Annotated in this window: 28 protein-coding genes and 2 tRNA genes; 7 read left to right on the plus strand and 23 right to left on the minus strand. The window is 67.4% G+C overall.

The annotated features are described in order from the left end of the window. Positions 1-48: 48 nt before the first annotated feature. From ARC78_RS06850 to ARC78_RS06875, 6 genes are all read right to left on the minus strand, one after another. The gene (locus ARC78_RS06850) at positions 49-1,257 is read right to left on the minus strand and encodes a CynX/NimT family MFS transporter (RefSeq protein ID WP_054659027.1); all 1,209 of its coding nucleotides are present in this window, start codon (positions 1,255-1,257) and stop codon (positions 49-51) included. 88 nt (positions 1,258-1,345) lie between these two features. Further along, a tRNA-Pro gene (locus tag ARC78_RS06855) sits at positions 1,346-1,422 on the minus strand. Positions 1,423-1,582: 160 nt separating this feature from the next. Then, a tRNA-Pro gene (locus tag ARC78_RS06860) sits at positions 1,583-1,659 on the minus strand. A 60-nt stretch (positions 1,660-1,719) separates the two neighbouring features. Next, complete coding sequence (cydX, locus tag ARC78_RS06865) at positions 1,720-1,830, minus strand: cytochrome bd-I oxidase subunit CydX (protein WP_054659029.1); 111 nt, start codon at positions 1,828-1,830, stop codon at positions 1,720-1,722. 31 nt (positions 1,831-1,861) lie between these two features. Next, positions 1,862-3,013 (minus strand): cytochrome d ubiquinol oxidase subunit II, encoded by a 1,152-nt coding sequence (cydB, locus tag ARC78_RS06870; protein WP_054659031.1) that lies wholly within the window; start codon positions 3,011-3,013, stop codon positions 1,862-1,864. Between the two features lie 15 nt (positions 3,014-3,028). Then, on the minus strand, positions 3,029-4,615 hold the full coding sequence (locus ARC78_RS06875) for a cytochrome ubiquinol oxidase subunit I (protein ID WP_057505978.1): 1,587 nt from the start codon (positions 4,613-4,615) through the stop codon (positions 3,029-3,031). Between the two features lie 203 nt (positions 4,616-4,818). On the opposite strand from ARC78_RS06875, the gene cydD reads away from it, so the two are divergent. Together cydD and cydC are read left to right on the plus strand one after the other, a co-directional pair. After that, a complete protein-coding gene (gene cydD, locus ARC78_RS06880) occupies positions 4,819-6,534 on the plus strand; it encodes a thiol reductant ABC exporter subunit CydD (RefSeq protein ID WP_241772691.1) in 1,716 nt (571 codons plus the stop codon). Beyond that, the gene (cydC, locus tag ARC78_RS06885) at positions 6,531-8,219 is read left to right on the plus strand and encodes a thiol reductant ABC exporter subunit CydC (RefSeq protein WP_054659279.1); all 1,689 of its coding nucleotides are present in this window, start codon (positions 6,531-6,533) and stop codon (positions 8,217-8,219) included. The genes cydD and cydC overlap by 4 nt, the downstream gene beginning before the upstream one ends. Here the strand turns inward: cydC and ARC78_RS16575 are convergent. The 14 genes from ARC78_RS16575 to ccmA form a co-directional block, all read right to left on the minus strand. Further along, positions 8,100-8,540, minus strand: a complete 441-nt coding sequence (locus ARC78_RS16575) for a hypothetical protein (RefSeq protein ID WP_145974290.1) — start codon at positions 8,538-8,540, stop codon at positions 8,100-8,102. The genes cydC and ARC78_RS16575 overlap by 120 nt on opposite strands. Positions 8,541-8,627: 87 nt before the next feature. Continuing rightward, positions 8,628-9,227: a DUF1294 domain-containing protein gene (locus ARC78_RS06890; protein WP_054659277.1), complete on the minus strand. Its 600-nt coding sequence runs from the start codon at positions 9,225-9,227 to the stop codon at positions 8,628-8,630. Positions 9,228-9,290: 63 nt separating this feature from the next. Beyond that, on the minus strand, positions 9,291-10,148 hold the full coding sequence (locus ARC78_RS06895; RefSeq protein ID WP_089153160.1) for a DNA ligase: 858 nt from the start codon (positions 10,146-10,148) through the stop codon (positions 9,291-9,293). 110 nt (positions 10,149-10,258) lie between these two features. Continuing rightward, on the minus strand, positions 10,259-11,389 hold the full coding sequence (metX, locus tag ARC78_RS06900; RefSeq protein WP_054659275.1) for a homoserine O-acetyltransferase MetX: 1,131 nt from the start codon (positions 11,387-11,389) through the stop codon (positions 10,259-10,261). Positions 11,390-11,445: 56 nt separating this feature from the next. Further along, positions 11,446-12,489 (minus strand): tetratricopeptide repeat protein, encoded by a 1,044-nt coding sequence (locus ARC78_RS06905; protein WP_057505980.1) that lies wholly within the window; start codon positions 12,487-12,489, stop codon positions 11,446-11,448. After that, on the minus strand, positions 12,483-12,938 hold the full coding sequence (locus tag ARC78_RS06910) for a cytochrome c-type biogenesis protein (RefSeq protein WP_054660256.1): 456 nt from the start codon (positions 12,936-12,938) through the stop codon (positions 12,483-12,485). The genes ARC78_RS06905 and ARC78_RS06910 overlap by 7 nt, the downstream gene beginning before the upstream one ends. Continuing rightward, positions 12,935-13,564, minus strand: coding sequence for a DsbE family thiol:disulfide interchange protein (locus ARC78_RS06915; RefSeq protein WP_054660253.1), 630 nt, complete (start codon positions 13,562-13,564; stop codon positions 12,935-12,937). The genes ARC78_RS06910 and ARC78_RS06915 overlap by 4 nt, the downstream gene beginning before the upstream one ends. Beyond that, complete coding sequence (locus tag ARC78_RS06920; RefSeq protein ID WP_057505981.1) at positions 13,564-15,498, minus strand: heme lyase CcmF/NrfE family subunit; 1,935 nt, start codon at positions 15,496-15,498, stop codon at positions 13,564-13,566. The genes ARC78_RS06915 and ARC78_RS06920 overlap by 1 nt, the downstream gene beginning before the upstream one ends. Then, positions 15,499-15,969 (minus strand): cytochrome c maturation protein CcmE, encoded by a 471-nt coding sequence (ccmE, locus tag ARC78_RS06925; RefSeq protein WP_054660964.1) that lies wholly within the window; start codon positions 15,967-15,969, stop codon positions 15,499-15,501. Next, positions 15,966-16,142, minus strand: a complete 177-nt coding sequence (ccmD, locus tag ARC78_RS16300; RefSeq protein WP_083468609.1) for a heme exporter protein CcmD — start codon at positions 16,140-16,142, stop codon at positions 15,966-15,968. Before ccmD ends, ccmE begins: the two co-directional genes overlap by 4 nt. Continuing rightward, entirely contained in the window at positions 16,139-16,891 is a 753-nt protein-coding gene (gene ccmC, locus ARC78_RS06930; protein WP_057505982.1) for a heme ABC transporter permease CcmC, read from the minus strand. Before ccmC ends, ccmD begins: the two co-directional genes overlap by 4 nt. A 165-nt stretch (positions 16,892-17,056) precedes the next feature. After that, positions 17,057-17,749, minus strand: coding sequence for a TetR/AcrR family transcriptional regulator (locus ARC78_RS06935; RefSeq protein WP_096144920.1), 693 nt, complete (start codon positions 17,747-17,749; stop codon positions 17,057-17,059). Positions 17,750-17,798: 49 nt separating this feature from the next. Next, positions 17,799-18,494: a heme exporter protein CcmB gene (gene ccmB / locus ARC78_RS06940; protein WP_057505984.1), complete on the minus strand. Its 696-nt coding sequence runs from the start codon at positions 18,492-18,494 to the stop codon at positions 17,799-17,801. Next, a complete protein-coding gene (ccmA, locus tag ARC78_RS06945; RefSeq protein ID WP_054660018.1) occupies positions 18,491-19,147 on the minus strand; it encodes a heme ABC exporter ATP-binding protein CcmA in 657 nt (218 codons plus the stop codon). Before ccmA ends, ccmB begins: the two co-directional genes overlap by 4 nt. A gap of 178 nt (positions 19,148-19,325) precedes the next feature. Between ccmA and ARC78_RS06950 the strand changes: the two genes are divergently transcribed. The 3 genes from ARC78_RS06950 to ARC78_RS06960 all read left to right on the plus strand — a co-directional run bounded on the left by ARC78_RS06950 (position 19,326) and on the right by ARC78_RS06960 (position 21,832). Then, complete coding sequence (locus ARC78_RS06950) at positions 19,326-20,474, plus strand: pyridoxal phosphate-dependent aminotransferase (RefSeq protein WP_057505985.1); 1,149 nt, start codon at positions 19,326-19,328, stop codon at positions 20,472-20,474. 17 nt (positions 20,475-20,491) lie between these two features. After that, positions 20,492-21,307: an amidohydrolase gene (locus ARC78_RS06955; RefSeq protein WP_054660016.1), complete on the plus strand. Its 816-nt coding sequence runs from the start codon at positions 20,492-20,494 to the stop codon at positions 21,305-21,307. Positions 21,308-21,397: 90 nt separating this feature from the next. Then, entirely contained in the window at positions 21,398-21,832 is a 435-nt protein-coding gene (locus ARC78_RS06960) for a hypothetical protein (RefSeq protein ID WP_054660014.1), read from the plus strand. A 95-nt stretch (positions 21,833-21,927) separates the two neighbouring features. Here ARC78_RS06960 and rluB read toward each other — a convergent pair whose 3' ends face one another. From rluB to ARC78_RS06975, 3 genes are read right to left on the minus strand one after another with little or no spacing between them, the layout of a single operon-like run. Next, complete coding sequence (rluB, locus tag ARC78_RS06965; protein WP_057505986.1) at positions 21,928-23,568, minus strand: 23S rRNA pseudouridine(2605) synthase RluB; 1,641 nt, start codon at positions 23,566-23,568, stop codon at positions 21,928-21,930. Next, positions 23,561-24,412 carry an SMC-Scp complex subunit ScpB gene (gene scpB / locus ARC78_RS06970; RefSeq protein ID WP_054657607.1) on the minus strand — a complete coding sequence of 284 codons (852 nt, stop codon included), beginning with the start codon at positions 24,410-24,412 and terminating at the stop codon, positions 23,561-23,563. The genes rluB and scpB overlap by 8 nt, the downstream gene beginning before the upstream one ends. Before the next feature lie 16 nt (positions 24,413-24,428). Further along, positions 24,429-25,331 (minus strand): segregation and condensation protein A, encoded by a 903-nt coding sequence (locus tag ARC78_RS06975; RefSeq protein ID WP_054657609.1) that lies wholly within the window; start codon positions 25,329-25,331, stop codon positions 24,429-24,431. Between the two features lie 350 nt (positions 25,332-25,681). On the opposite strand from ARC78_RS06975, the gene ARC78_RS06980 reads away from it, so the two are divergent. Together ARC78_RS06980 and ARC78_RS06985 are read left to right on the plus strand one after the other, a co-directional pair. Further along, positions 25,682-25,981, plus strand: a complete 300-nt coding sequence (locus tag ARC78_RS06980; RefSeq protein WP_054657613.1) for a YciI family protein — start codon at positions 25,682-25,684, stop codon at positions 25,979-25,981. After that, positions 25,978-26,253, plus strand: a complete 276-nt coding sequence (locus tag ARC78_RS06985; protein ID WP_057505987.1) for a BolA family protein — start codon at positions 25,978-25,980, stop codon at positions 26,251-26,253. The genes ARC78_RS06980 and ARC78_RS06985 overlap by 4 nt, the downstream gene beginning before the upstream one ends. Positions 26,254-26,385: the final 132 nt, after the last annotated feature.

The raw sequence follows: 26,385 nt of genomic DNA on the forward strand, positions 1-26,385 counted from the left end.
CCCGCGATTTCCGCGCGCGGGCTGCAGCGCTGGATATGGCGCTGCGCGTTACCAGTGGTCTTCCAGCTGCTGCGGCTTGCAGGCGAACCATGCAGCGACCAGTAGCACGGTCGAACACAGTGCCAGGAAGGCGAATGACCACGCCCAGCCGTCACTGATGCCGTGCAGCCAGCCGAACAGCAGCGGCCCAAGGCTGGCCAGGCTGTAACCCACGCCTTGCATGAAGCCGGACAGTGCCGCCGAGCCGGCCTGGGTGCGGGTGCGCAGGTTGATCAGGGTCAGCCCCAGCGGGAAGGTGGACGGTCCGAGTCCGGCGATGATCGCCCACAGCCAGGGGGCACGCATCGGCGCCAGCAGCAGGCCGGCGAAGGCGATCATGTTCAGCACGAACACCATCACCGCGATCGGGAAGGGGTTGCGCATGCGCACCGCCAGGGCCGGGACCAGCAGCGATGGGGCAAGGCCGATTGCCGAGTAGACCGCAACCATCACACCACCGAGTGATTCGCTGGCGCCGGCTTCGACCATCACCTTCGGTAGCCAGGTGAACAGCGAATAGGTGCCCAGCGAAGTCATGCCGAACATCAGCGCCATGCCCCAGCCGAGTGAGGTTTTCCAGACCTCGCCGGTGGTATGCGTGGTGCCGCTGGTTGTGGTCTCGATATGCGGCGCGGTGCGCGCCAGCAGAAGCCAGGGCAGTACCGCGGCCGCGGACAGCAGCGACCACATGCCCAGCGAGATGCGCCAGTCGAACTGGTTGGCGACCGGTACGGCCAGCAGCGCCGGCACCATCGTGCCGGCCTGCAGGACGGTGATGTAGATCGTGCTCAGTGTGCCGACCCGATCGGCGAAGTAGCGCTTGACCAGGGGCGGTACCACGACATTGCCCATGCCCATGCCGGCCAGCGCGATGGCCGAGCCGAGCATCAGCACGCCGACGTTGTCGGCGAAGGCGCGTACCAGCAGGCCGGCGGTGGCCAACACCATGGCCAGTATCGCGGTGCGCTCCAGGCCGATGGTGCGGGTGATACGCGGTGTGGCCAGACCGAATACGGCGAAGGCCGCGGTCGGCATCATGCCCAGCACGCCGGTCATGGTGCTGCCGAAATCAAAAACGTGGCCCAGGCGGTCCAGCAGCGGGGTCAGCGAGGTGACCGCGCTGCGCAGGTTCGCGGCGACCAGCACGATGGCGGCGAAGGCCAGCAGTCGCCCCTTGAACAGGGATGTGGACGGTTGTGGAAGGTTGGATGCGGACACGGGCTGACTCCAGCGCGGGCGGGAAGCGGTGTATTGCTTCAGAAACCGCCAAAAACAAAAGCCGGCCTAGGGCCGGCTTTTGTCGAATTGGTCGGGGAGACAGGATTCGAACCTGCGACCTCTACGTCCCGAACGTAGCGCTCTACCAGACTGAGCTACACCCCGAAGGAGCCGCTCATGATAGCGGTGACCCTCATGTCTTGCAAGTTTTTTTGTTCAGTTCACGCGTCTGCATGACGTGGCGCGTGACTGCCGGGACAGGACAATCCCGGTGACAAAAAAGCCTGGTAAACGTTGCCGTTTTCCAGGCCTTCTTGCGACCTTCTGGTCGGGGAGACAGGATTCGAACCTGCGACCTCTACGTCCCGAACGTAGCGCTCTACCAGACTGAGCTACACCCCGTGAAGGAGCCCGGAAAGATACGCTCAGTCCGGGCTTATGGCAATAGCAAAACGCTATTTTTTAACGGTTCTCTGCCTTGCGGCGATCTTCGCGGGCTTCAAACCACATGCCATTGAGGATGGCGACGGTCGATGCCAGGCCCGCACCGAGAATCCAGGCGAAATACCACATGAGTTGACTCCTTGATTGTTGTCGTTGCGGATCAGTAGGCGTTCGGGTTTTCACCCATCTCTTCCAGCGTCGTCTTGCCCTTGAGCACGCGGTACACCCAGGTGGTGTAGCCGATGATGATGGGCAGGAAGATCACCGTGGCCAGCAGCATGACCCACAGCGTCAGGTGGCTGGAGGAGGCATCCCACACCGTCAGACTGGAGCCGGGCTGGGTGGAGGAGGGCAGCAGGAACGGGAAGATCGCAAAGCCGACGGTGAAGATGATGCCGGCGATGGAGGCGCCCGAGGCGATGAATGCCAGGCCGCCGCGATGCTTGCGTAGCAGTACCGCGCTGGCCAGTGCACCCAGCAGGCCCACGACCGGAGCCAGGATGGTGGCCGGCATGGTGCGGTAGTTGTGCAGCCAGCCGCCGGCCGCGGAGAACTCGGCCGTCTTCAGCAGCGGATTGCTGGCGCCATCGCTGACCATCTGCGAGGTGACCTGGTAGCCCGGCAGGCCGAAGGCGACCCAGGCGCCGGCCAGGGCGAACAGCACGAACGAGGCGATGGCGGCGATGCTGCCGATGCGGGCCGAGCGATCCGCGACCGGGCCGCTGGTCTTGAGTACCAGCATGGCCGCACCGTGCGAAACCAGCATCGTCACACTGACCAGGCCGGCCAGCAGAGCGAACGGGGTCAGCAGGCCCAGCAGGTTGCCCGTGTAGAACACGCGCTGGGTGTCGTCGAAATGGAACGGCACGCCCAGCAGCACATTGCCGACTGCCACGCCCATGATCAGTGCCGGGATGAAGCCGCCGACAAACAGCGCCTTGTCCCAGTTGTCGCGCCAGCGCTGGCTGGGCATCTTGCCGCGGTACTTGAAGCCGACCGGGCGCAGGATCAGGGCGAACAGGATCAGGAACATCGCCAGGTAGAACCCGGAGAAACTGACCGCATACAGTGGCGGCCAGGCGGCGAAGATCGCACCGCCACCGAGCACCAGCCATACCTGGTTGCCTTCCCATACCGGCCCGATGGTGTTGATCACCAGGCGGCGCTCCTCATCGGTCTTGGCCACGAACGGCAGCAAGGTGCCAACGCCAAGATCGAAGCCGTCCATCACCGCGAAGCCGATCAGCAGCACGCCCAGCAGCAGCCACCAGATCACGCGCAGTGTCGTGTAGTCCAGAAGAATGAATTCCATGAGTGTTCTCCTGCCTTATGCCTGGCCGTTGCCGGAGGCGCGGGCGTGATGGGGGACGGCGGCCGGTTCCTGCAGCGACGGCAGGATGTCGTCCGGACCCTTGCGGATGGCCTTGAGCATCAGCTTGACTTCGATGACCAGCAGCACCGTGTACAGCGCGGTGAAGCCGATCAGCGTGGCCAGGATCTCGTAGACCGCCAGTCCGGAGGCCGCATAGAACGTCGGCAGTACGCCATCCACCGCCCACGGCTGACGGCCGTACTCGGCGATGAACCAGCCACATTCAATGGCGATCCACGGGGCCGGCAACGACAGCAGGGCAACCTTGAGGAAGGTGCGCTTGTCTTCGAAGTTGTTGCGGCACGAGAAATAGAACGCCAGGGCGAAGAAGCCGATCATGTACACGCCCAGGCCAACCATGATGCGGAAGGTCCAGAACAGCGGCGCGACGGTGGGCACGGTGTCCAGTGCCGCCTGCGAGATCTCCTCCGGCGTGGCGTTGGCGATATCGTCGCGATAGCGCTTGAGCAGCAGGCCGTGGCCCAGGTCCTGCCAGTGACGGTCGAACACTTCGCGTGCTTCAACATCGTTCTTGTCGGCGCGGATGCGATTGAGCGCGGCATAGGCGATCTGCCCGCCTTTGACCCGCTCCTCGGCCTGCTTGACCAGGTCCAGGATGCCCGGGATTTCCTGATCCAGCGAACGCGTTGCGATCAGGCCCATCACATAGGGAATCTTGACCTCGAAGTCGTTGCGCTGCTCCTGCTGGTTTGGAATGCCGAATGCGGTGAACGGCGCCGGTGCCGGATAGGTGTGCCACATGCCTTCGATGGCGGCCAGCTTCATCTTCTGGTTTTCCGCGGTGGCGTAACCGGATTCGTCGCCCAGCACGGCGACCGAGATCGAGGCCAGCAGGCCGAAGGCGGCCGCGACGGCAAACGAGCGGCGGGCCAGATCGCGGTGCTTGCCGCGCAGCATGAAGAATGCCGAGATCGACATCACGAACATCGCGCCGGTGACGTAACCGGCCGACACGGTGTGCACGAACTTGGCCTGCGCCACCGGGTTGAGCAGCACGGCGGCAAAATCCACCACCTCCATGCGCATCGTTTCCGGGTTGAACACCGCGCCCACCGGGTACTGCATCCAGCCGTTGGCGATCAGGATCCACAGTGCCGACAGGTTGGTGCCCAGCGCCATCAGCCAGGTCACCGCCAGGTGCTGCACCTTGGTCAGCCGGTTCCAGCCGAAGAAGAACAGGCCGATGAAGGTGGCTTCGAGGAAGAAGGCCATCAGTCCTTCGATCGCCAGCGGCGCACCGAAGATGTCACCCACGTAGTGGCTGTAATAGGACCAGTTCATGCCGAACTGGAACTCCATCACGATGCCGGTACCGACACCCATGGCGAAGTTGATGCCGAACAGCACGCCCCAGAACAGGGTCATGCGCCGCCAGACCTCCTTGCCGGTCATGACGTACACGCTTTCCATGATCGCGATCATGAAGGAAAGACCCAGCGTGAGTGGGACGAACAGGAAGTGGTACATCGCGGTCAGCGCAAATTGCAGCCGCGACAGCTCTACGACGGTCGAGTCGATCATGGCCGTTCTACCTCGTGGGATATGGGCATCATGTTATGTCAGGAGGGGGGGTTCTACGATGTGTGATACTCCCTGTTCATACTGTCGCCTGCCTTGATCTGAATCAATGTGGCGCGGTGATGCAGCGGCGAAGGTAGGCCTCCGGCAGTGGGTGCAAGGCGTGTCTACAATCGGACAGGTTTTTTTCAGGCAGGTTGCCGGTCTTGAATGAGAGTACACATCCTGCTGAGGCGCAGCGTCAGCAGCGTCGTCAGCAACAGCAGTGGCTGGCCGGACTGGCCCAGGGCGCCCTTTCGCGGCAGCGGCTGGCCGCGTTCGCGATCTGTGCCTCCGGTGCCCTGCTGATCGGACAGGCGGCGGCCATCGCCTGGCTGATCCAGAGCATCGTGGTGGAGCATCGTCCGCTGGCGCAGACCGCCGCGGTATTCGGCCTGCTGGCGCTGGTCCTGCTGTTCCGCAGTCTGCTCGGGGGGCTGGCCCAGAGCGCGGCCGGCGATGTGGCGGACGCGGCCAGGCTGGCGCTTCGGGAAAAAGTGTACCGGCGTCTGATGGAACGGGGCCCCTTGTGGTTGCGCCGGCAGCGCACCGGTGAGCTGAGTGAGCTGCTGCTCAGTCACGGCGATGCCATCGAAGGCTACTACGCCGGTTTCCAACCGGTCCGTACGGAAGTGATGGTTGTGCCGCTGCTGATCGTGCTGGCCGTGGGCTGGGTGGACTGGGTGGTGGCGGTGATCCTGGTATGTACCGCGCCGCTGGTTCCGTTTTTCATGATGCTGGTGGGCTGGGGCGCCGAGGCGGCCGGTCGCGCGCAACTGGGAGAACTGGCGCGGATGAGTGGTCACTTCGCCGACCGCATCAAGGGGCTGGGCCTGCTGCGCCTGTATGGGCGTGGCGACGCCGAGCTCGGCGGCATCGCCGCGGCGGCCGAGGGCGTGCGCGAGCGCACCATGAAAGTGCTGCGGATCGCGTTTCTGTCTTCCACCGTGCTGGAATTTTTCGCCTCGATAAGTGTGGCGATGGTGGCGCTGTATCTGGGGCTCAGTTATCTGGGCCTGATGTCGTTGCACGCCACGGTGCCGACGCTGGGAACCGGCATGTTCTGCCTGCTGCTGGCCCCCGAGTTCTACGCCCCCTTGCGGCGCCTGGCCGCCCATTACCACGACCGTGCCAACGCGCTGGCGGCCGCGGCCGAGGTGGAGCGGCTGTTGCAGGACGACTTGCCGGTTGCTCCGGTGCCCTCGGAACCTGCGCTGCCGCCCGAGCCGGTCCAGTTGCACGCCCCGTTGCTGACGCTGCAGAACCTGACGCTGCGACCGCAAGGTGCGCGCCACGACGTGATGTCCGGGTTCTCGCTGAGCATCGACCAGGGCCAGCATCTGGCTCTGGTAGGCCCCTCCGGCTGCGGCAAAAGTACTTTGCTCGAAGCGCTGGCGGGCTGGCTGCCACCGCGCGAAGGGCGCATCCTGCGCCGCGGCCAGATGCGGGTGGGCTATGCGGGGCAGCGTCCGTACCTGTTCCATGGCTCGATTGCCGACAACCTGCGGCTGGCCGACCCGACCGCCAGCGATGCCCGTTTGGAGGCGGCGGCCGAAGCGGCGCAGGTCATGCGTTTTGCCCGGGAGCTGCCACTCGGGCTGGACACGGTGATCGGTGAGCGCGGCTTCGGCCTGTCCGGGGGGGAGGCACGACGCATCGGTCTGGCACGCCTGTTGTTGCGCGATCCGGATCTGCTGCTGCTTGATGAGCCCACCGCATTTCTTGATCCTGAAACCGAAGCCGCCCTGCTGCAGGCGCTGGCCATACATGCCCGTGGACGCACCGTGGTGATGGCGACCCACAGCGCGGCGGCGATGCGCTGGGCCGATGCGGTGGTGCGTTTGCACCCCGATCGTGCCGTGCCCGAGCAGGTGCAGGCATGAACGAAAGCATGCGAGAGGTGTTCGCCCGGCATCGCTGGCGTTTGCTGCTGGCGGTAGTGTTCCTGCTGACCACGATGCTGGCCGGCGTCGGCCTGCTCGGGTTGTCCGGTGGCTTCCTCACCGGTGCGGCGCTGGCCGGTGCGGCGGGGATGGGCGCCACCTTCAACTTTTTCTCGCCCTCGGCGGGGATCCGCGGGCTGACGATGGCGCGGATCGTGTCGCGCTATTTCGAAAAACTGGTCGGCCACGATGTGACGCTGCGCATCGCCCGCGACCTGCGTGTGTGGTTCTTCCGTCGCGCCTTGCCGCTGGCGCCGGCGCGGCTGGGCGGCAGCCGTACCGGCGAACTGCTGGCCCGGCTGGTTTCAGACATCAGCGAAGTGGATGGTGTGATGGTGCGGGCTGCCGGACCGCTGCTGGCGCTGCTCGGCATCGTACTGGCCAGCGTCGTCGCGGCAGCGCTGATCTACTGGCCGGCGGCCCTGTTGCTGGTCGCCATCGCGGGGGCGATCGGGATCGGTGTCCCGGTGCTGGCCGTGCGCCATGGTGAGCATGGCGAAATGGAACGCGCGCAGACGCGGGCGTCGTTGCGCACCCTGGCGTACGAAGGGCTGGAAGGTGTGGCGGATCTGACCGCGCTGCAGGCGCAGGGGGATTGGATCGCACGTGTGGATGCCGCCGCACTGCAGGTTGCCGCTCGCGACCGGCGTCGTCGTCGTCGCTTGATCGCTGGCAATGTGCTGCATTCGGCCTGCGCCGGAGTGGGGCTGCTGGCGATGCTGTGGCTGGCGCTGCACGCATTCGAGGGCGGTCAGGTGAGCGGGCCGCTGGCTGCGGCGCTGTTGTTCCTCACCGTGGCCTTGCTGGAAGTGGCCGCGGGCAGCAGTCTGGCCTGGCAGTCGCTGCAGTCGGCACGCGTGGCCGGCCAGCGCCTGCGTCAGATCGTGGACCAGGCCCCGGCGGTGGAAGATCCCGCCCAGCCCCGGGCTTTGCCGGACACGCCGGCAGAGGTGTCCTTTGAACAGGTGGTTTTCCATTGGCCCGGGGAGTCCCGGCAGTTGCTCGACGGGGTGGAGTTGCGACTGCGGCCGGGTGAGCGTGTGGCCATCCGCGGCGACAGTGGGTGTGGCAAGACCACGTTGTCGGCGTTGCTGCTGCGCCTGTGGGACCCTCGCCAAGGGGCCGTGCGCTACGGCGGCGTGGATCTGCGCGATGTCGCCCAGGAGGCGTGGCATCGAAAGGTGGCCTGGTTGCCGCAGGGCGCGCCGGTATTTGCCGGCTCCATCAGCGAGAACCTGCGATTGGGCGATCCACAGGCCGATGACGCGGCAATGTGGTCGGTGCTGGAACAGGTACGGCTGAGCGCCTGGGCGCAGCAGCAGGGGGGGCTGTCAGCGTGGGTCGGCGAAAACGGTGCGACCATGTCGGCCGGTCAGGCGCGCCGTCTGGCGCTGGCCCGCGCGCTGCTGCGCGATACGCCGCTGATGGTGCTCGATGAGCCCACCGAAGGATTGGACGTGGACACCGCGCACGCGTTGTTGCTTGATCTGGCTGCCGCGCTGGGCTCACGCAGCTTGTTGATGATCACCCATGATCCGTTGCCCGATGGCGTGGTGCACCGGGAATACCGTCTTCAGCACGGACAACTGCAGCCGCTGACCAACGCCGAAGTCCCCGCGCGCTGAGTACGGAGGGGCGCTGCGGAAAGCCGGTTCGAAAACCGTGAGGGCCTGGGCCCTCGGGCATTGCGGTGGGGTTTGCTGGCAGAGCAGGTTGTCGCGCAATGCGGCCTGTTTGCCCAGTGCGTAGCCGATGCCACCCAAAAGCAGCAGCGCGCCGCAGCCAATGGAAATGGCAGCCAGCGTTTCGTTGCGGCGCAGGTCCATGATGCCGGCGGCGATGAGCGCCAGTGGCAGCAGTGACCAGTGGAGGGTCAATGCCAGCACCATGCCGAGCAGCACGATGGTGTCGGTCCGATGCTTGAGTACGTTCGTTGCGTCCTGCATATACCTCTGTCTCCACGGAAGAGGGGATGTAGACCGGGTGTTGCCTGGGTGAGGCCGGTGAACGATAGCAGGGCGCTGCGCCGTGGCTCAAACGAGGCTGGGCAGCCAGCCGCTGAACACTGCAGCCAGCACAGTCAGATGGAGCACCACCGTTGCCCAGAACACCTGCTGGAAACTGCGCTTGCTGGATTTGTGGCGGAACAGTCCCTGCGCCAGCAGCGCGCCGGGCCAGCCGCCGAACAGGGCGATCAGGTGCAAGGTGCTTTCCGGGGTGCGCTGGTCGCCGCGTTGCGCGGCACTTTTGTCGTAGGCATAGAACGCCAGCGCCAGCAGGCTCAGGCCCACGATGGTCCCGGCGACCCAACCGGGAAGCAGTCGGGTTACCCCGCCCAGCACCGGTATCGACAGGGCAATCAAGCCCAGGGCGGTGCGGGGCAGGCGCCGGGCTGACTGCTTCGGCGCTGCAGGGGGTCTACCGGTAGCGGCGAAGCGGATGGCGGTGGCCGCCAGACGCCCACGCTCGTCGCGCTTGGGCTGGTAACTGATCAGCTGGCCTTCCAGCGGGCGCGGTGTGCCGCGTTCGAAGGCCTTGATATGGACGAAGGCGCGTTCGCCGCCACCATTGGGGCTGACGAAACCAAAGCCCTTGTCGTCATTCCAGTCCTGCAGCCGTCCTTGATAGCGCATCCGTTGTATCGCACGAGTAGGAGTGCCGGTATTGGAGCGCAGCGGCGAGGTGTTGTGAAGCGCTCAACGACCCCGCTCGGGCGGTGGTGCCTCGTCGCGCACCCGCAGGAAGCGCGCGAAGCGCGGCAGGCCGGTGGCGGTGTAGCCGTTGTAACGGTAGGTCACCAGGGTGCCGATGCCGGGCGGATTGGCGCGCTGCGCATCCTTCAGCCCGCTGCCGATGCGGAAGCGGGCGCCGTCGCTACGCTGTACCAGCAATGCGCCGAGCATGCCGCTGTACTTGCCCTTGCCGGGCAGATGCCCGACCACCCAGGCTTCGGCGTCCTGCCATGGCTTGAGCTTGAGCAGGCCTTCGCTGCGGCCGGGCAGGTAGCGGTTGTTCTGGTGGTGGAGCATCAGACCCTCGCCGTCGGCGGCAACCACCGATTGCAGCAGGCGCTGCAGGTGGGCGGTGTTGGGCATCCTCTGCTGCGGGATCAATGCGAGACCGGGTCTGTCTGTGGCCCGAACCAGCACCTGCAGCGCCGCCAGCCGTTGCGAGAACGTACCCGGGTGCGCGGGCAGGTCGAAGGCCATGAAGCGGATCGCGTGCCACTCCTGTGGACGGGCCGGGGTGGTGCGGATGATGGCGCTGACCTCGTCGAAACGGCCGCGGGCGATCCACAGTTCGCCATCCAGTGGCTGTTGCGGCCAGCCGCGGGTGAATCCGGGCGGAGCGCTGATGCGGTTGCCGGCACGCGTCCACAAGGCCTTGCCATCCCAGCGGGCGCGCACGCCGTCGAGCTTTTCACTGATCCAGTATGGCGCCGGATCGGTGCCGTCGCGCCACTGCCCGGCCAGCATCAAGGGCGGGGCAGTGCCGGCCCGGGCTTCAGCAGGCAGCAGACAGGCGCATAACAGCAGAAGGAGCAGTCGAGCCATGGCGGTCCCGGGGGGAAGGGCGAGGACTGCCACAATGGAGCGTGATCAAGGCGGTGGCTATCGGCGCCAGGCCGACGCGTGTGTAGGAATCGCCGGCTCAGTGCTGTCGGTCAGGCGGCCGGCAGCGTATCCAGGAAACCGCGTACGGCCGGGCCGAAGCGGTCGTAGTCGACCAGGAACGCATCGTGGCCCTGCGGCGATTCCATCCCGATGAACTGTGCCTGTGCCCCACCGGCCCGCAGGCCGTCGGCGATCTGCTGCTGCTGTTGCACCGGGAACAGGATGTCGGTGTTGGCGCCGATGGCCAGGGCGCGCGGCACCTGGATCTTCGCCAGCCCGGCCAGCACGTCGCCGTCGGCGTACTCGGCCAGGTCGAACCAGTCCATCGACCGGCCCAGATAGAGGTAGCAGTTCGGGTCGAAATGGCGGACGAAGCGGCGCGCATGCCCCTCCAGGTAGCTTTCCACCTGGAACTCCAGCCCGAACGGGTCATCGTCGTTGTGGCCCGGATCCTCCGAGTCCAGCCTTACCCGGCCAAAGCGGCCGTCCCACTCCAGCGCAGAGCGGTAGGTGATCACGCCCAGCTTGCGGGCCATGCGCATACCCGACTCCGGGTAGTGCGCTTCATCGTAATCACCGCCATTCCAGGCCGGATCCAGGCGGATGGCTTCGCGCTGCAGCGAGCGGATCGCGATGGAGAACGGCAGGGCCTGCGCGCTGCCGGAGATGTTGATGTGCGAACGGGCGATGCCCGGGTGCAGCAGTAGCAGGGCCAGCGCGGTCATGCCGCCCATCGAGTTGCCGATCAGGCAGGCCAGCCGGGTGATGCCGAGGGATCTGACCACCTCCGCCGCGGCATTGGCGATGTCTTCGATCGACAGCTCGGGAAAGGACAAACCATAGCGCTGGCCGGTGGCGGGATTGAGCGAGGCCGGGCCGGTGGAGCCCTTGCAGCTGCCCAGCGAGTTGACGCAGATCACGTACCAGCGGTCGGTGTCGATCGGCTTGCCCGGGCCGAGCATCGGCTCCCACCAGCCGGGGGCGGGATTGGCCGGGTTGCTGGCGGCGTGGGCATCGGGAGACAGGCCGGTGACGATCAACACGGCGTTGCCGGCATCGGCGGCCAGCGTGCCCCAGGTTTCAAAGGCGATCCGGGCGCCGTGCAGGTGGCCACCGCGCTTCATCGGAAAGGGCGAGGGCAGCGGATGGAAGCGGCTGCCGGGCGGAATGAATTCGGTCATCGGCTGATTTTACCGGGCTTGGCGTCCGTGTCTTGGATGCGCGACATGACCCCGGGTTATCTGCCTATGCCCGCTCCGCGCGAGGGGAGGTCGAGCAGGAGCTCCACCGGGGCGTCGGCCGGCAACGTGACGATCACCGGTGCCGATTCGATGTCGCCGTTTTGGCGGATTGCGGTGCCGCTTTGTGACAGCCGCGCGAACACCTCCACTTGCCTCAGCGACGACAGCTTTGCCGTCGGCATCGGGCTGTCGGTGTCGTCCAGGACCACGGTCAGCGGTTGCTGCGGGGCCGGGTGGCGCTCTACCGCCACCGGCATCGGTGGGCCACCGGGCACGCGGGCGATGACGAACAGCGTGTCGTTGCGGGAGGTCGCGCGCGTAGCCAGCGCCGGTGTCAGGGTCACCCGCACCTGCAGGCCCGCGCCGCTGGCGGCCGGCGCGGCTCCGGCCGGGCCGTCGGCAGCAGGACCGGCGGCCGCGCGGGCGGCGGCAATCTGTTCCTGCAATGCGGCGGCAGCGGCCGGCTGCAGGCGCGGCAGCAGCGATTCCCAGGTGCGGGCGGCCTGTTCGGCCTGGCCGCGCTGGCGCTGGGCGATGCCGATCAGCCAGATCGCGCGTTCGTTGTCCGGGGCCAGGGTGCGGGCATGTTGCAGCCAGCGCAGGCCGGTCTCGTCGAACAGGAAGGACGGTTCGGCCTGCGCCCGGGTCTGTGCGGCTTCGACCAGCAGGGCGGGTTCGTCGGGCATCAGCTGGACCGCGCGCTCATAGGCGGCCGCCGCCTCGGCAACGCGACCGAGTTCGAGCTGGGAGCGGGCCAGCAGCGTCCAGCCATCGGCGCGCTCGGGGTTTTTCTCCAGCGCGGCCTGCAGCTGGGTGATGCCCTCTTCCAGGGTTTGCGGCGCCGCCGCGGCGCGGGCCTGCGGTTGCAGTGCGGCCGGGGTTCCCAGCCACTGGTACAGGCCGATCGTGGCCACCACCATCGCCGCCACCAGCGTGCCCCAGATGCCGCGCTTGCCGGCGCGCAACAGCGGCCACAGCATCCAGCCGCCCGCGACGGCCGCCAGCAGTCCGGCCAGCGCGAGGAACAGGCCGCTTACCATTCGCGTTCTTCCTGACTGGATTCGTCCAGCGCCCTGGGCGGCAAGGCCCGGGCGCGGCGCCGTACATGGATGACCAGCATTCCCGCGCCGGTCAGCAGCAACAGCCCCGGGCCGAACCACAGCACTGCGGTGCCGGTATCCATCTGCGGCCGGTACAGCACGAACTGGCCGTAGCGCTCGACCAGGAACTGCTTGATCTGGGCGTCGCTGCGGCCTTCGTGCATCAACGTAAGCACTTCGCGGCGCAGGTCATGGGCGATCTGCGCGTTGGAGTCGGCCAGCGACTGGTTCTGGCACTGCACGCAGCGCAGCTCGGCGGTCAGGGCGTGGAAGCGGACTTCCTCGGCCGGGTTGCGGAACTGCAGTGGCGTGGGGTCGCCCATCGGCTGGGCCTGGACCGCGCCGGCAGTGCCGAGCAGCAGAACCAGCCGCAGTGCCCAACGCCTCATCGCGCGCTGCTCGTGGCCGGCAGCGTACCGGGATTGCCGGCGGCGGCTTCCACTTTCTCCAGCGCCGGGATCAGCTGCGTGTCGAGCACGTGCTGGGTGATCGCGCCGCTGTATTTCCAGCGGACGATGCCGCTGCCATCGACCAGGAAGGTTTCCGGCGCGGCGGCGATGCCCCAGTCCAGCGCGGTGCGGCCGTCCTGGTCGGCGAGCACCACCATGTACGGATTGCCCAGTTGCTCCAGCCAGCGCAGCGCCTCGGCGGGCTCGTCCTTCCAGTTGTAGCCGACCATGCGCAGGCGCTTGGTTTCGGCAAACCGGGTCAGTACCGGATGCTCGTCGCGGCAGGCCGGGCACCAGCTGCCCCAGACATTGAGCAGGTAGGGCGCACCGCGCAGATCCTGGCTGCCGATCAGGACGCTGGGGTCGTGCAGCACCGGCAGCGAGAATTCCGGCGCCGGCTTGTCCTGCAACGCCGAGGGCAGGCTGTCGCGGTCCGGATTTCCCGAGCGGCTGACGCCATAGAGCATCAGCCCCATCAGGCCGATGAAAAACAGCACGCCGAGGACGATCGCCACCGGTGGCAGGCGCTGCGGGCGGACGGGCGGTTGCGGGGACGGATTGGACATCAGGCTTTCCTCTGCGGAATGCGGCGGAAGCGGCGGTCGACGGCGGTGATGAAGCCACCCAGCGCCATCAGCGCCGCTCCCAGCCAGATCCAGCGGACAAAGGGTTTGATCTGCACGCGCACCGCCCAGGCACCATCGCCCAGCGATTCGCCCAGGGCGACATAGATATCACCGCCGAGCGCCGGGTGGATGCCGGCCTCGGTCATGGCCTGGCCGCCACTGGCATACATGCGTTTTTCCGGGTGCAGCAGGGCGACCGCGTCACCGTTGCGGGAAACCTGCACATGGCCGCGGTCGGAGTGGTAGTTGGGACCATCGACGGCATCCACGCCCTCCAGCGTGAGCTGGTAGCCGCCGGCATCCACCGACCTGCCCGGTGCCAGCGCCACTTCATGCTGGACATGCAGCGCTTCCACCAGCAGCGCGCCGACCAGAAACACGGCGATACCCAAATGCGCCAGCAGCATGCCCACGGCTTCGGCGTTGAGCCGGCCACTGTTGCGCAGGCGTTGCCCCAAGTAATAGAGAGTGCCCAGACCGACCCACGCGGCGGCGGCAATACCCGCGGCAGCTTTCAGCTTGCCCTGCGACGCCATGAACCAGGTCACGGTGCCCAGCAGCAGGGCCAGTCCGGCCCACGGCGCGAGCAGTGCCAGCGGGCGCAAGCCCTGTTCGCGCTGCCAGCGGGTCAGCGGGCCGAATGGTAGCAGCAGCACCAGCGGGGTCATCAGCAGTACGAACAAGGTGCCGAAGTAGGGCGGGCCGACCGACACCTTGCCCAAATCCAGCGCGTCGGCGATCAGCGGATACAGCGTGCCCAGCAGCACCATTGCGCAGGCGCAGCTGAGCAGCAGGTTGTTGGCCAGCAGCAGACTTTCGCGCGAATTGAGGCTGAAGGCGCGGCGGGAACTGTCGCTGTTTCCTTCCAGTCCGGGGGCACGCAGTGCGTACAGCAGCAGCGAGCCGCCGATCACCAGCGCCAGGAACACCAGGATGAATAGGCCGCGCGAAGGATCGGCGGCGAACGAATGCACGCTGGTCAGCACACCGGAACGGACCAGGAAGGTGCCCAGCAGCGACAGCGCGAAGGCGGCGATGGCCAGCAGCAGGGTCCAGCCGACGAACACGCCGCGCTTCTCGGTCGCCGCCTGTGAATGCAGCAGCGCCGCGCCGATCAGCCAGGGCATGAAACTGGCGTTCTCCACCGGGTCCCAGAACCACCAGCCGCCCCAGCCCAGCTCGTAGTACGCCCACCAGCTGCCCAGCGCGATACCGAGGGTGAGGAAACCCCAGGCCACGTTGGTCCATGGCCGCGTCCAGCGCAGCCAGCGCACGTCGATGTGGCCATCGAGCAGGGCGGCGATGGCGAAGGCGAACGGCACCGCGAAGCCGACATAGCCGAAGTACAGCATCGGCGGGTGGATGATCAGGCCCGGGTCCTGCAGCAGCGGGTTCAGGTCGTGGCCTTCGGCGGCGGCCGGCAGCAGGCGCACGAAGGGATTGGAGGTGAACAGCAGAAAGGCGAGAAAGCCGACGCTGATCAGCCCCATCACCGCCAGCACGCGCGCCACCACGTCGGTCGGCAGCTGGCGCGAGCAGATCGCCACCGCGGCGGTCCACAGCGCCAGCACCAGCGCCCACAGCAGCAGCGAGCCCTCGTGCGCGCCCCACACCGCCGAATAGCGGTAGATCATCGGCAGCAGCGAGTTGGAGTTCTCGGCGACGTAACGCAGCGAGAAATCCTGCTGGACGAAGGCGATGGTCAGCACCCCGAAGGCGCCGGCCACGGAGGCCAGTTGCAGCAGCGCGGCCGGGCGGGCGGTGGCGATCAGCGCGTCGTTGCGGCGGTGTGCGCCAATCAGCGGGAGCACGCTCTGCAGAACGGCTGCCAGCAACGCGAGGATCAGCAGGACCTGTCCGATTTCAGGCAGCACTCAGGGCGTTTCCGTGGTGGCGGGGGCATCGGCGGGCACCTGGTGCTTGGTGTGCGCCATGCCCATCTTGTCGGCCAGTTCCTTGGGCATGTAGGTCTCGTCATGTTTGGCCAGCACGTCCTCGGCGACGAACACGCCATCGACCATGCGGCCGGTGGCGACCACCGCCTGGCCCTCGCGGAACAGGTCCGGCAGGATGCGGTCATAGGTGACCGGCAGCTGCGCGTCGCCATCGGTCACCTCGAAACGGGCCAGCAGGGCGCCGGTTTCGCGCTGGAACGAGCCCTTGGCGACCATGCCGCCGAGGCGGAAACGCGCGTCGGGCGCGACCTTGCCGGCCATCACTTCAGCCGGGGTATACAGGTAGGCGATGTTGCGCTGGAGCGCGGTGGCCACCAGGGCCGCGGCGATGCCGGCGGCGGCGAGTATCGCACCCACCAGCAGCAGGCGTCGGCGCTGGACAGGACTCATCGGCTCAACTCTCCCTGGTCGGCTTGCGGGGTGGCGCTGCGGCTGGCACGGGCCAGCCGGCTGCGGGCCTCACGCAGCTGCTGGCGCAACTGCAGCCGGGGGATGATGAAGTCCCACGCCAGTACCGCGAAGAAAACGCCATAGGCCAGCGCCACATACTTGAAGTAGCTCATTGTGCTTTCTCCAGACGTTCGCGTACCCAGCCCTTGCCGGTCTCGCGGCGCAGGTTGTCGGCGCGGGCGCGCGCCAGCAGCGAGCCGGCGAACCAGAACTTGGTGGCCAGCACCATCAGCCACAGCGGCAGGGTCATGCTGCTGTCCATGCTCGATTCGCCGAACACACGGATGGTCTGGCCCTGGTGCAGCGAATTCCACCACACCACCGAATAGCGGATCACCGGCAGCAGCACCACGCCGACGATGGCCAGCAGGCCGGCGGCGCGGGCGGCGGCGCGGCGGTCGTCGATGGCGCCGTACAGGCCGATCACGCCCAGATACAGGAACAGCAGGATCAGCTCGGTGGTCAGGCGCGGGTCCCAGTCCCACCAGGTGCCCCACATCGGCTTGCCCCAGATGCTGCCGGTGAGCAGGGTGATCACGGTGAAGGCGGCACCGATCGGCGCGCAGGCCATGGCCAGGATCTCGCACAGCTTGATCCGCCAGACCAGGGCGAGGGCGGCGTAGAACGCCATCAGCGCGAACACGAACAGGCTCATCCAGGCTGCCGGCACGTGGATATAGAGAATGCGGAAGCTGTCACCCTGCTGGTAGTCGGCCGGCACCACCGCCAGCGCCTGCCACAGGCCGAAGGCGAACAGCGGCAGGGCGGCGAGATAGCACCAGGGTGACCAGCGTGCGGCAAAGGCATCGAAGTAGGCGGGAGAACCCAGCTTGTGGAACCAACCGATCAAACCTTTGAACATCCGCTCGCTCGCTGAGGAAGACGAAGGCAGTGCCATCGCGGGGCCCCGCCGCCAAGCCCCGCCAAGCGCAGGCGCCTTTGCTGCCGCAAGATTAGCTCAAGACGGCGCCCTTGGTGTGGCCAGCAATCAATGACAAAGCGCCTTCGTGCGTGATAGCGGCGCGGGTCAGGGGCTGGGGCGGTCTCGGGGCAGCGTGCCCTGCAAAAACCGGTATACGGATGCGCGCGCTTGCTGCTGCGCCTGCGGTATGTCGCTGGCGTCGATGCGGCCATTGATCGAGCGCAGGATCAGGCCGCCAAGGATCAGCGTGTAGAAGTCCTTGGCCGCGGCCGCGTTGTCGTCAATGTGCAGCCGGCCGGCCAGCGCCTCGCGGGCGAAATACTGGCTGAGCAGTCTCTCCATCGGCTCCACCCCATGGGCCAGGAACCAGTCCCGCAGTTCGGGATGGGCCGGGCCCTCGGAAACGACGATGCGGTGGCAGGCGATGCGGACCGGGCTGAGGATTTCCTCGACCATCCGGCAGGCCGCGTTTTCCAGGGCCTGTTCCGGCGGCAGCGTGGATTGCAGCAGCTCCTCCACGCTTTGCCCGAAGTCGTGGATACTCTGCTCCATCAACGCGTGCGCCAGCCCTTCCTTGTCGCCGAAGGCCCGGTAAAGGGTGGCCATGGATCCGCCGGCGCGCTTGACGATGTCCGACAGCCGCGCGCCCTGGTAGCCCTTTTCGTTGAGGACCTCGGTGGCCGCTTCGAGGAACTTTCCCATCCGCTGCTCGCCGCGGCGTTGCATGCCGACGACAGGCCGCGGTCGAAACGGGGACTTCACGCTGTCGGGAGAGCCGGGGGAGTCGGGGCTGGACATCGGGCGACCGCAGGCAGGAAGCGGACGCCAAGAGTAGCGCGTCACCGGCTCAGGAGTTGGCGATGCGGATGGCCGCGGCCGCCGTCAGCGGGGCGAGCACGGCACTGGCCACGAGGCCGGCGGCCAGCATGAGCAGGGCGCCGGTCGCATCCAGACCCTGCGCCGAGGCGGCCACGGCCCCGGCACCGAACACCAGGACCGGCACGTACAGCGGCAACACCAGCAGGGCAAGCAGGATGCCGGCGCGGCGCATGCCCACCGTCAGTGCCGCCACCACCGCGCCGAGCAGGCTCAGCAGCGGGGTCCCCAGGGCCAGCGAGGCCACCAGCACCGGCAGCTGTTCGCGCGGCAGCTGCATCAGTTCGGCCAGCAGCGGGCTCACCAGCACCAGCGGGAAGGCGGTGGTCAGCCAGTGCGAGAACACCCGCACCGCCACCAGCCAGGCCAGCGGTACCGGCGAGAGCAGCCACTGTTCGAGCGAACCGTCTTCGGCATCGCTGCGGAACAGGGTGTCCAGCGACAGTAGCCCCGCCAGCAGCACCGACAGCCACAGCACCGCCGAAGCGACGCTTTGCAGCAGCCGGGGCTCGCCACCGAGCGCCAGCGCGAACAGGGCGACCACCAGCACCGCGAACAGCACCGGCTGGGCCGCATCGCCCCGCCGTCGCCACAGCAGTTTCAGGTCGCGCGCCAGCAGCGCCCTGGCCGCACCGAGCAGGGTGGGTTGCGGACCGGCCAGGCTCATGCGGCCTGCTCCTGTGCCGGGTTTGCCAGTGTCAGCGTGCGGTTGCGTACCGGGGGCGCCGCATAGGCGCCGTGGGTGGTGACCAGCGCCGCGCCGCCGCTGCGCAGGTGGGCGGAAATCATCCGGTTCACCAGGTTGATACCTTCCAGATCAAGGTTGGCGTAGGGCTCGTCCAGCAGCCAGACCGGAGCGGGCGAGAGCCACACGCGGGCCAAGGACAGGCGCTTTTTCTGCCCGGCCGACAGCTGCCTTACCAGCGTGTCCTCATAGCCGGCCAGGCCGGCAATGGCCAGCGCGTTGCCCGGCATCTGCCGTGCCCGCCGGCCGTGCAGGCCACACAGCAGGTGCAGGTTCTCCAGCGTGCCCAGATCCTGCTTGAGGGCGGTGAGATGGCTCAGATAGGCGATATAGCGCGAACGGTCGGCAGCGCCGGCCGGGCGCCCGTCGATTTCGATCTGGCCTTCATCGGCCCGCAGCAAGCCGGCCAGCACGCGCAGCAAAGTGGTCTTGCCCGCGCCGTTGCCGCCCTGGACCAGCAGCGCCTCACCGGCATCGACATGCAGATCGAGGGGGCCGAACACCGGGTCGTCATCACGGCTGAAACGCAGGCCGCGCGCGGACAACAGCGGCGGGATGTTCGAAGTCTGGGTCATCGGGGTCGGGCGCTTCCGTCCTTGGGTGGGAGCGCAGATATCGCTGGCGCATCGGGGCGCCGCCATTATAGACGCGGGTGTGCGGCCGATCAGTGCGCTGCCCGGCGCTCTGCCCTCGGGCCCTTGTCGCCGCTTTTGCTTACACTCGCTGCTTTCTCCCCCCGGCGCGTACGTACCGATGCAACCGCAGACCAAGCTGCCCAAGGTGGGCACCACCATTTTCACCGTGATGTCCCAGCTCGCTGCCGAACATGGCGCGGTCAATCTGGGCCAGGGGTTTCCCGATTTCCCGGCGCCGCAGCGGCTGATCGACGAAACCGCCAAAGCGATGCGCGAGGGCTTGAACCAGTACGCGCCGATGACCGGTGTGGCGCCGCTGCGCCAGGCCATCGCGCAGAAGGCGCTGGACTGCTACGGCGCGCAGGTCGATCCTGACAGCGAGATCACCGTGACCTCCGGCGGCACCGAGGCGATCTTCAACGCCATCCACGCGGTGGTGCGTGCCGGCGACGAGGTGATCGTGCTCGATCCGGCCTACGACTGCTACGAGCCGGCGATCGATCTGGCCGGCGCGCGCGCGGTGCATGTGGCGCTGGACCCGCAGACGTTCGCGGTGGACTGGGACAAGGTGCGCGCGGCGATCACGCCCAAAACCCGCATGCTGATGGTCAACACCCCGCATAACCCGTCCGGTGCGATGCTGTCGGCGGCCGACATGCAGGCGCTGATTGACGTGCTGCGGGGCACCGCCATCTACCTGATCTCCGACGAGGTCTACGAACACATCATCTATGACGGCGTCCGCCATGAATCGGCGCTGCGTTACCCGGAACTGCGCGAGCGCGCGTTTGTGATTTCCAGTTTCGGCAAGACCTACCACTGCACCGGCTGGAAGATCGGCTACGCCATCGCGCCGCCGGCGCTGAGCGCCGAGTTCCGCAAGGTCCACCAGTACAACACCTTCACCACCTACAGCCCGGCGCAATATGGCTTTGCCGCGATGATCCGCGATGAGCCCGAACACCATCTGGAGCTGGGCGCGTTCTACCAGGCCAAGCGCGACCGCTTCCGCGAGCAGCTGCTGACCACCCGGCTGACGCCGCTGCCGGTGCCGGGCGGCTACTTCCAGCTGGTGGACTACTCGGCGGTCAGTGATCTGCCGGACCACGAATTCGTGAAATGGCTGACCATCGAGAAGGGCGTCACCGCCATTCCGCTGTCGCCGTTCTATGAAACCCCGCCGGCTGGCCAGCGTCTGGTGCGGCTGTGCTTTGCCAAGAACGATGCGACGCTGGATGCCGCCATCGCACGGCTGCAGCAGCTGTGACGCCGGAGGTATCGGGCATGCAGGATCTGCGCATCTCGCTGGTACAGGGCGACACCCGCTGGCACGACCCGGCTGCCAACCGCGAGCACTATGCCGCGCTGCTGGCGCCGCTGGCCGGCAACACGGACCTGGTGATCCTGCCGGAGACCTTCACCAGCGGTTTTTCCAATGACGCCATCGAACAGGCCGAGGACATGGACGGCCCGACCGTCGCCTGGATCCGTGCGCAGGCGCGCGCGCTGGGCGCGGTGGTCACCGGCAGCGTGCAGCTGCGGGTGGGCGAGGGCGTCTACAACCGGCTGTTGTGGGCCACGCCCGAGGGCGGGCTGCACTGGTACGACAAGCGCCATCTGTTCCGCTACGGCGGCGAGCACAAACGCTATGCGGCCGGCAATGCGCGGTTGTGTGTCGAGCTGAAGGGTTGGCGGATCAATCCGCAGATCTGCTACGACCTGCGCTTTCCGGTGTTCTGCCGCAACCGGTTCGATGTGGAACGGCCCGGACACATGGATTTCGACCTGCAGATTTTCGTCGCCAACTGGCCGTCGGCGCGCGCCTACGCATGGCAGACGCTGGCGCGGGCGCGGGCGATCGAGAACCTGTGCTACGTGGCCATCGTCAATCGCGTGGGGGTGGATGGCAACGGTCTGCATTATTCCGGCGACAGCGCGGTGATCGACTTCCTGGGCCAGCCGCAACTGGAAATCCGCGAACGCGAACAGGTGGTCACCACCGCCATCTCGGCCGCGGCCCTGGCTGCGCACCGCGAGCGCTTCCCGGCGATGCTCGATGCCGATGATTTCACCCTGGCCGGCCCGGTGGTGGCTCGCTGAACGCAAACCGGCCGCGGCAGGCGCGGGCGGTCTGCATCGCATGGATCGGCTGCTACGCTCGCGGGCAGTCAATGACGAGGGCCGAACAGCATGAAACCGATTCTGGGCACGATGGCGCTGCTGGCGCTGACCGCCATGGCACCGGCCGCGCAGGCCGCCGGCAATATTGATTGTGAGCTGCGCTACAACCTGTCCGGCTGGTCGGCGTTCTACAAGACCGCCGAGGGCACGGGCACGATCCGCTGCGACAACGGCGCCAGCTTCCCGGTCAAGATCACCGCCAAGGGCGGCGGGCTGACCGTCGGGAAGACCTCCATCACCGACGGCCGGGGCAAGTTCACCGGTGCCTATTCGGTGAATGATCTGCTCGGTACCTACGCCGCTGCCGAGGTGCACGCCAGTGCCTCCAAGGCGACCGATGCCCAGGTGATGACCAAGGGCGATGTGTCGTTGGCGCTGGCCGGAACCGGGCAGGGCTGGAGTCTGGGGATCGGTTTTGGCAAGTTCGTGATCGAGCGCCGCTGAGCTTTGGCTCCGTCATCAGGAGCAAGCCCCGCCGCGCGGCGATGGCCATAAAAAACGCCCCGTTACCGGGGCGTTTTTCTTTTGCCGATCAGCGATCAGGCGCCGCGCGGACCGCGATTGCCACCGCCGCCGGGACGTCCACCGCCGCCCGGGCGACCGGCGCCACCGGGACGGTTGCCGCCCGGACGCGGGCCACCGGCGGGGCGACCGCCCGGACCACCGGGGCCGCGGCCCGGGCCACCGGGACGACCATTGCCGCTGGGACGGCCGCCGGCCGGGCGCGCGCTGCCATACGGACTGAACCCCGGATTGGCGTGGTCGGACGGGAAGCTGGGCGCATTGCCCGGATGACCGTACGGGTGCGCCTTGCGCGGCTGGCCCTGACCGGCCCCTGCGCCGCCTTGCGGTCGGCCCTGGCCCGGACCGCCGCGGCCGGGGCCACCGGCGTTCGCGCCGGGACGCGGCTTGCCATACGGGCGGGCCTGGCCTTCACCGGCCGGGCCGCGGCCGGGGCCGCGATTGCCGCCCGGACCGGCATTGCGGTGGCCGCTCGGGCCGGTGCTGACGCCGTCCGGCACGTACCAGCTGCGGAACGCCGCCGGATTGCCTTCCGGCAGTGCGCGGTTGCCCTTGTCGGGGCGGGCCTTGAACGGACGCTGCGACTGCTTGGCCGCGGCTTCACCGCTGACGGTCAGGCCGCCCTTGTAGGCGCCGCCGGGCTTGCCGCCGCGACCGCGGCCACGTTCTTCGCGCACGTTGTCGAAGCGGCGCAGTTCGCGGCCTTCATCGGCACTGTTGTGGCCGTTGACGTAGGCGTTGCCCCGGCCGCCATCGCGCGACACGCGCACGGTGGTCTTGGCCGCGCGGCGCTGGCCGATCACCGGCTGCAGGGTCAGCGCCGACGGGGTGCCTTCTTCCAGCTGCAGGTGGTTGCGCAGTGTGTTGACCTGGGCCGTGGCCAGTTCCACCGACTGGCCGCGCAGCAGTTCGCGCGGCAGCTCGATCTTGCCGTAGCGGGTGCGCTTGAGGCGGCTGACCTGGCAGCCCTGCGATTCCCACAGGCGGCGCACTTCGCGGTTGCGGCCTTCCTTGACCACCACGCGGAACCAGTCGTGCGAGTCGGTGCCGCCGATGCGCTCGATCTCGTCGAACTTGGCCGGGCCGTCTTCCAGGGCCACGCCACGGGCGAGGCGGTCGACGATGTTGTCCGGCACCTTCTCCTCGCCTTCCGGGGCGCGCACGCGCACCACGTACTCGCGCTCGACCTCGAAGGACGGGTGCATCATCGCGTTGGCCAGCTCACCGTCGGTGGTCAGCAGCAACAGGCCGGTGGTGTTGATGTCCAAGCGGCCGATGGCGATCCAGCGGGCGCCCTTGAGCGGCGGCAGCGCTTCGAACACGGTCGGACGGCCTTCCGGGTCCTCGCGTGTGGTCACTTCGCCTTCGGGCTTGTTGTAGATCAGCACGCGCGAGGGATCGGTCAGGGCGCTGGCGACAAAGCCGCGGCCATCGAGCTCGATCTTGTCGCCGCTCTTGATCGACATGCCGGTCTGCGCGGTTTCGCCATTGACCTTGACCAGACCGTCGGCGATGCGCTGTTCCAGCGCCCGGCGCGAGCCGAGGCCGGCCTGCGCCAGCACCTTGTGCAGGCGCTCTTCAAGTTTGGGCTGTTCGGCAGTGGCGTCGCGCTTGAGCGAGAGCTTGTTCAGTGCCGGTTTGCGGGGGGTGTCACTCATCTACTTGGCTCCGGCCGGCGTTTTCCGCGTCGGCCTGTTGTTCGGGATCGGCTTCGTCAACAGCCACGGTCGTCTTCGCGACGGCGTTGTTTTCGGTGTCTTCCACTTCCGCCGCGCGCTCTCCCGGCGCGGCGTCGGGTTCGCCCGTGAGGGCGGTATCGGATGCGGTCGCCGGCGAATCGGAAGATCCAGCGGCGACGGCGGTGTCTGTGTTGCTGCCTTGGCCTGCGCCCGCGTCATCGTTGGCCGCCGCGCCTGCGGTCAGCGGGGCGGCCGGTTGGCCGTCCTCGCCCAGTGGCAGTTGCGGCTCCAGCTCGCCCAGCTCGCGCAGTTCGGACAGCGGCGGCAGTTCGTCCAGGCGCTTGAGTCCGAAATAGTCCAGAAAGGCCTTGGTGGTGCCAAACAGCGCCGGCTTGCCGGGCACGTCGCGATGGCCGATCACGCGGATCCACTCGCGCTCTTCCAGGGCCTGGATGATGTTGCTGCTGACCGCCACGCCGCGCACCTGCTCGATTTCGCCGCGGGTGATCGGCTGGCGGTAGGCGATCAGTGCCAGCGTTTCCAGGGTGGCACGGGTGTAGCGGGTCTTGCGGTCGGTCCACAGCCGCGAGACCCAGCCGTGGACTTCGCCGGTGATCTGGTAGCGGAAGCCGGAGGCGACCTCCACCAGCTCCACGCCGCGCCCGCTGCAGGCCTCGGCCAGCAGCTCCAGGGCCCGCTCCACGCTGCCCGGCGGGGCCGGCTCGTCTTCCGGGAACAGGCTCTGCAGCTGCGACAGCGTCACCGGCTGGTGGGAGGCCAGCAGCGCGGCTTCGACGATGCGGTTGATCAGCGGTTGATCCATGCGGCGGGTCGGTTGCTCAGGCGGGGTCGGAGGTGTCGGCGTCATCGAACTCGCTGGAGAATTGCAGCGGTGCGTTGGTGTTGCCGGCGGCCAGGGATTTGACGTAGATCGGCGCCAGTGGCGCTTCCTGCACGATGTCCAGCAGCTGTTCCTTGGCCAGTTCCAGCAACGCCAGGAAGGTGACCAGTACGCCGAGCTTGCCTTCATCGGCGGTGAACAGGGTCTCAAAACGGTAGAACTTGCCATCTTCCAAATAGCTGAGCACATCGCCCATGCGCTGCCGCACGCTCAATGCCTCGCGCTTGATCGCATGACCGCTGAACAGCTCGGCGCGCTTGAGTACGTCGTGCAGCGCCATCAGCATTTCCTTCAGCTCCACCGGTGGCGGCAGTTTCACCGCGGCGCGCTCCGGTACGAAGGCATGGCCGACGGCGGTGTCGCGGTCCTGGCGGGGCAGGGCGTCGATATCTTCGGCGGCCTGCTTGAAACGTTCGTACTCCTGCAGCCGGCGTACCAGTTCGGCACGTGGATCGGCCTCCTCGCCTTCCTCGGCCGGCGGACGTGGCAGCAGCATCCGCGACTTCACTTCGGCCAGGATCGCGGCCATCACCAGATACTCGGCCGCCAGCTCGAAGCGCAGCTCCTGCATCACGTTGATGTATTCCACGTACTGCTTGGTGATCTCGGCGACCGGGATATCCAGGATGTCCAGGTTCTGCCGGCGGATCAGGTACAGCAGCAGGTCCAGCGGGCCTTCAAACGCATCCAGGATGACTTCCAGCGCGTCCGGCGGGATATACAGGTCCTGTGGGATCTGCAGCACCGGCTGCCCATGCACCATCGCCAGCGGCATTTCCTGCTGCTGCGGAAAGTGAGGCGGCGTTGGCGGGTTCGCGTCGTGCGCGAGTTCGGCAGTCATCAGGTCGACATCGGGTGTTGCAGTAGCCGCACACATTCCCGGTTCCTGCCGGAAAGGATGCCGCCCTCAATATTGCAAGCCATGCGCGCCAGTCAGGCGTGCGTACACATATCAACAACTGGGCGCGCCGCAGGTCTGCGGCAACGTCATCACGAGGAGGTCGTCTACGCGGTCCGGGATGCGCTGTGGATCGGCGGTTCGACAGGAGGGCGGGGCCTGCTGCCGTACCGAGCCGCGACAGGCCGGCTGCGTGCAATGGTGCAAAGAGTAATGGCCGGGACCGGCCGATGTCCAGCGCCGTGACGCTAGACTGGTCGGGAATCCATTCAGCGGACAAAGCGAGGCAGCCCGTGTGGTACGTGATTGAAGGCTATGACGGTGAGCAGGTGCTGGAGGCCCGGATGGGCGCCCGCGCCGCCCATCTGGCGCGTTTGCAGGCCCTGTTGGCGCAGGGCAGGCTGTTGTTGGCCGGCCCCTGTCCTGCCATTGACGCCGAGGACCCCGGGGCGGCGGGCTTCAGCGGCAGCGTGGTCATCGCCGAATTCACCGACCTGCAGGCCGCGCGGGAATGGGCCGATGCCGATCCCTATGTCGCTGCCGGGGTCTATGCGCGGGTGGAAGTGCGTCCGTTCAGGAAGGTGCTGCCATGAACGCGGTCCGAGTGGAACGGATCCGTGCGGCGCTCCAGGAAGCATTCGCCCCGCCACTGTTGGAGGTCGAGGACGACAGCCATCGCCATGCCGGGCACGCCGGTGCGCGCGACGGGCGCGGGCATTTCAATGTGCATATCGTCAGTGCCGCCTTTGCGGGCAAAGCGCCGCTGGCCCGGCACCGCGCGGTCTACGCCGCGCTGGGCGGGATGATGGAAACCGACATCCATGCGCTGTCGATCAAGGCGCACAGTCCCGACGAGGCGCCCTGACGCGATCAGGGCGGCACCAGGGGGTGGGGCGTCGCTGTCCTGTGGCGGCCATCCCTTGTCCTGTTCATGTTCGATGGCGATGACGGACGGTTTACAGTCCGATCTGGAAACGATTACATTCCGCCCAACCCG

Source organism: Stenotrophomonas pictorum JCM 9942, assembly GCF_001431585.1.
GTDB lineage: Bacteria > Pseudomonadota > Gammaproteobacteria > Xanthomonadales > Xanthomonadaceae > Stenotrophomonas > Stenotrophomonas pictorum.

What these genes read in the sequence shown, in the direction of transcription:
- rluB (WP_057505986.1), bottom strand. Translation starts at nt 23,568, where the DNA reads ATGAGTGACACCCCCCGCAAACCGGCACTGAACAAGCTCTCGCTCAAG.
- metX (WP_054659275.1), bottom strand. Translation starts at nt 11,389, where the DNA reads ATGACCGAATTCATTCCGCCCGGCAGCCGCTTCCATCCGCTGCCCTCG.
- ARC78_RS06905 (WP_057505980.1), bottom strand. Translation starts at nt 12,489, where the DNA reads ATGGTAAGCGGCCTGTTCCTCGCGCTGGCCGGACTGCTGGCGGCCGTC.
- ARC78_RS06895 (WP_089153160.1), bottom strand. Translation starts at nt 10,148, where the DNA reads ATGGCTCGACTGCTCCTTCTGCTGTTATGCGCCTGTCTGCTGCCTGCT.
- ccmE (WP_054660964.1), bottom strand. Translation starts at nt 15,969, where the DNA reads ATGAGTCCTGTCCAGCGCCGACGCCTGCTGCTGGTGGGTGCGATACTC.
- scpB (WP_054657607.1), bottom strand. Translation starts at nt 24,412, where the DNA reads ATGGATCAACCGCTGATCAACCGCATCGTCGAAGCCGCGCTGCTGGCC.
- ARC78_RS06915 (WP_054660253.1), bottom strand. Translation starts at nt 13,564, where the DNA reads ATGTCCAATCCGTCCCCGCAACCGCCCGTCCGCCCGCAGCGCCTGCCA.
- ARC78_RS06910 (WP_054660256.1), bottom strand. Translation starts at nt 12,938, where the DNA reads ATGAGGCGTTGGGCACTGCGGCTGGTTCTGCTGCTCGGCACTGCCGGC.
- ARC78_RS16575 (WP_145974290.1), bottom strand. Translation starts at nt 8,540, where the DNA reads ATGCAGGACGCAACGAACGTACTCAAGCATCGGACCGACACCATCGTG.
- ARC78_RS06985 (WP_057505987.1), top strand. Translation starts at nt 25,978, where the DNA reads ATGAACGCGGTCCGAGTGGAACGGATCCGTGCGGCGCTCCAGGAAGCA.
- ARC78_RS06960 (WP_054660014.1), top strand. Translation starts at nt 21,398, where the DNA reads ATGAAACCGATTCTGGGCACGATGGCGCTGCTGGCGCTGACCGCCATG.
- ccmA (WP_054660018.1), bottom strand. Translation starts at nt 19,147, where the DNA reads ATGACCCAGACTTCGAACATCCCGCCGCTGTTGTCCGCGCGCGGCCTG.
- ARC78_RS06950 (WP_057505985.1), top strand. Translation starts at nt 19,326, where the DNA reads ATGCAACCGCAGACCAAGCTGCCCAAGGTGGGCACCACCATTTTCACC.
- cydC (WP_054659279.1), top strand. Translation starts at nt 6,531, where the DNA reads ATGAACGAAAGCATGCGAGAGGTGTTCGCCCGGCATCGCTGGCGTTTG.
- ARC78_RS06955 (WP_054660016.1), top strand. Translation starts at nt 20,492, where the DNA reads ATGCAGGATCTGCGCATCTCGCTGGTACAGGGCGACACCCGCTGGCAC.
- ccmD (WP_083468609.1), bottom strand. Translation starts at nt 16,142, where the DNA reads ATGAGCTACTTCAAGTATGTGGCGCTGGCCTATGGCGTTTTCTTCGCG.
- ARC78_RS06975 (WP_054657609.1), bottom strand. Translation starts at nt 25,331, where the DNA reads ATGACTGCCGAACTCGCGCACGACGCGAACCCGCCAACGCCGCCTCAC.
- ARC78_RS06890 (WP_054659277.1), bottom strand. Translation starts at nt 9,227, where the DNA reads ATGCGCTATCAAGGACGGCTGCAGGACTGGAATGACGACAAGGGCTTT.
- cydX (WP_054659029.1), bottom strand. Translation starts at nt 1,830, where the DNA reads ATGTGGTATTTCGCCTGGATTCTCGGTGCGGGCCTGGCATCGACCGTC.
- cydB (WP_054659031.1), bottom strand. Translation starts at nt 3,013, where the DNA reads ATGGAATTCATTCTTCTGGACTACACGACACTGCGCGTGATCTGGTGG.
- ccmC (WP_057505982.1), bottom strand. Translation starts at nt 16,891, where the DNA reads ATGTTCAAAGGTTTGATCGGTTGGTTCCACAAGCTGGGTTCTCCCGCC.
- ARC78_RS06935 (WP_096144920.1), bottom strand. Translation starts at nt 17,749, where the DNA reads ATGTCCAGCCCCGACTCCCCCGGCTCTCCCGACAGCGTGAAGTCCCCG.
- ARC78_RS06875 (WP_057505978.1), bottom strand. Translation starts at nt 4,615, where the DNA reads ATGATCGACTCGACCGTCGTAGAGCTGTCGCGGCTGCAATTTGCGCTG.
- ccmB (WP_057505984.1), bottom strand. Translation starts at nt 18,494, where the DNA reads ATGAGCCTGGCCGGTCCGCAACCCACCCTGCTCGGTGCGGCCAGGGCG.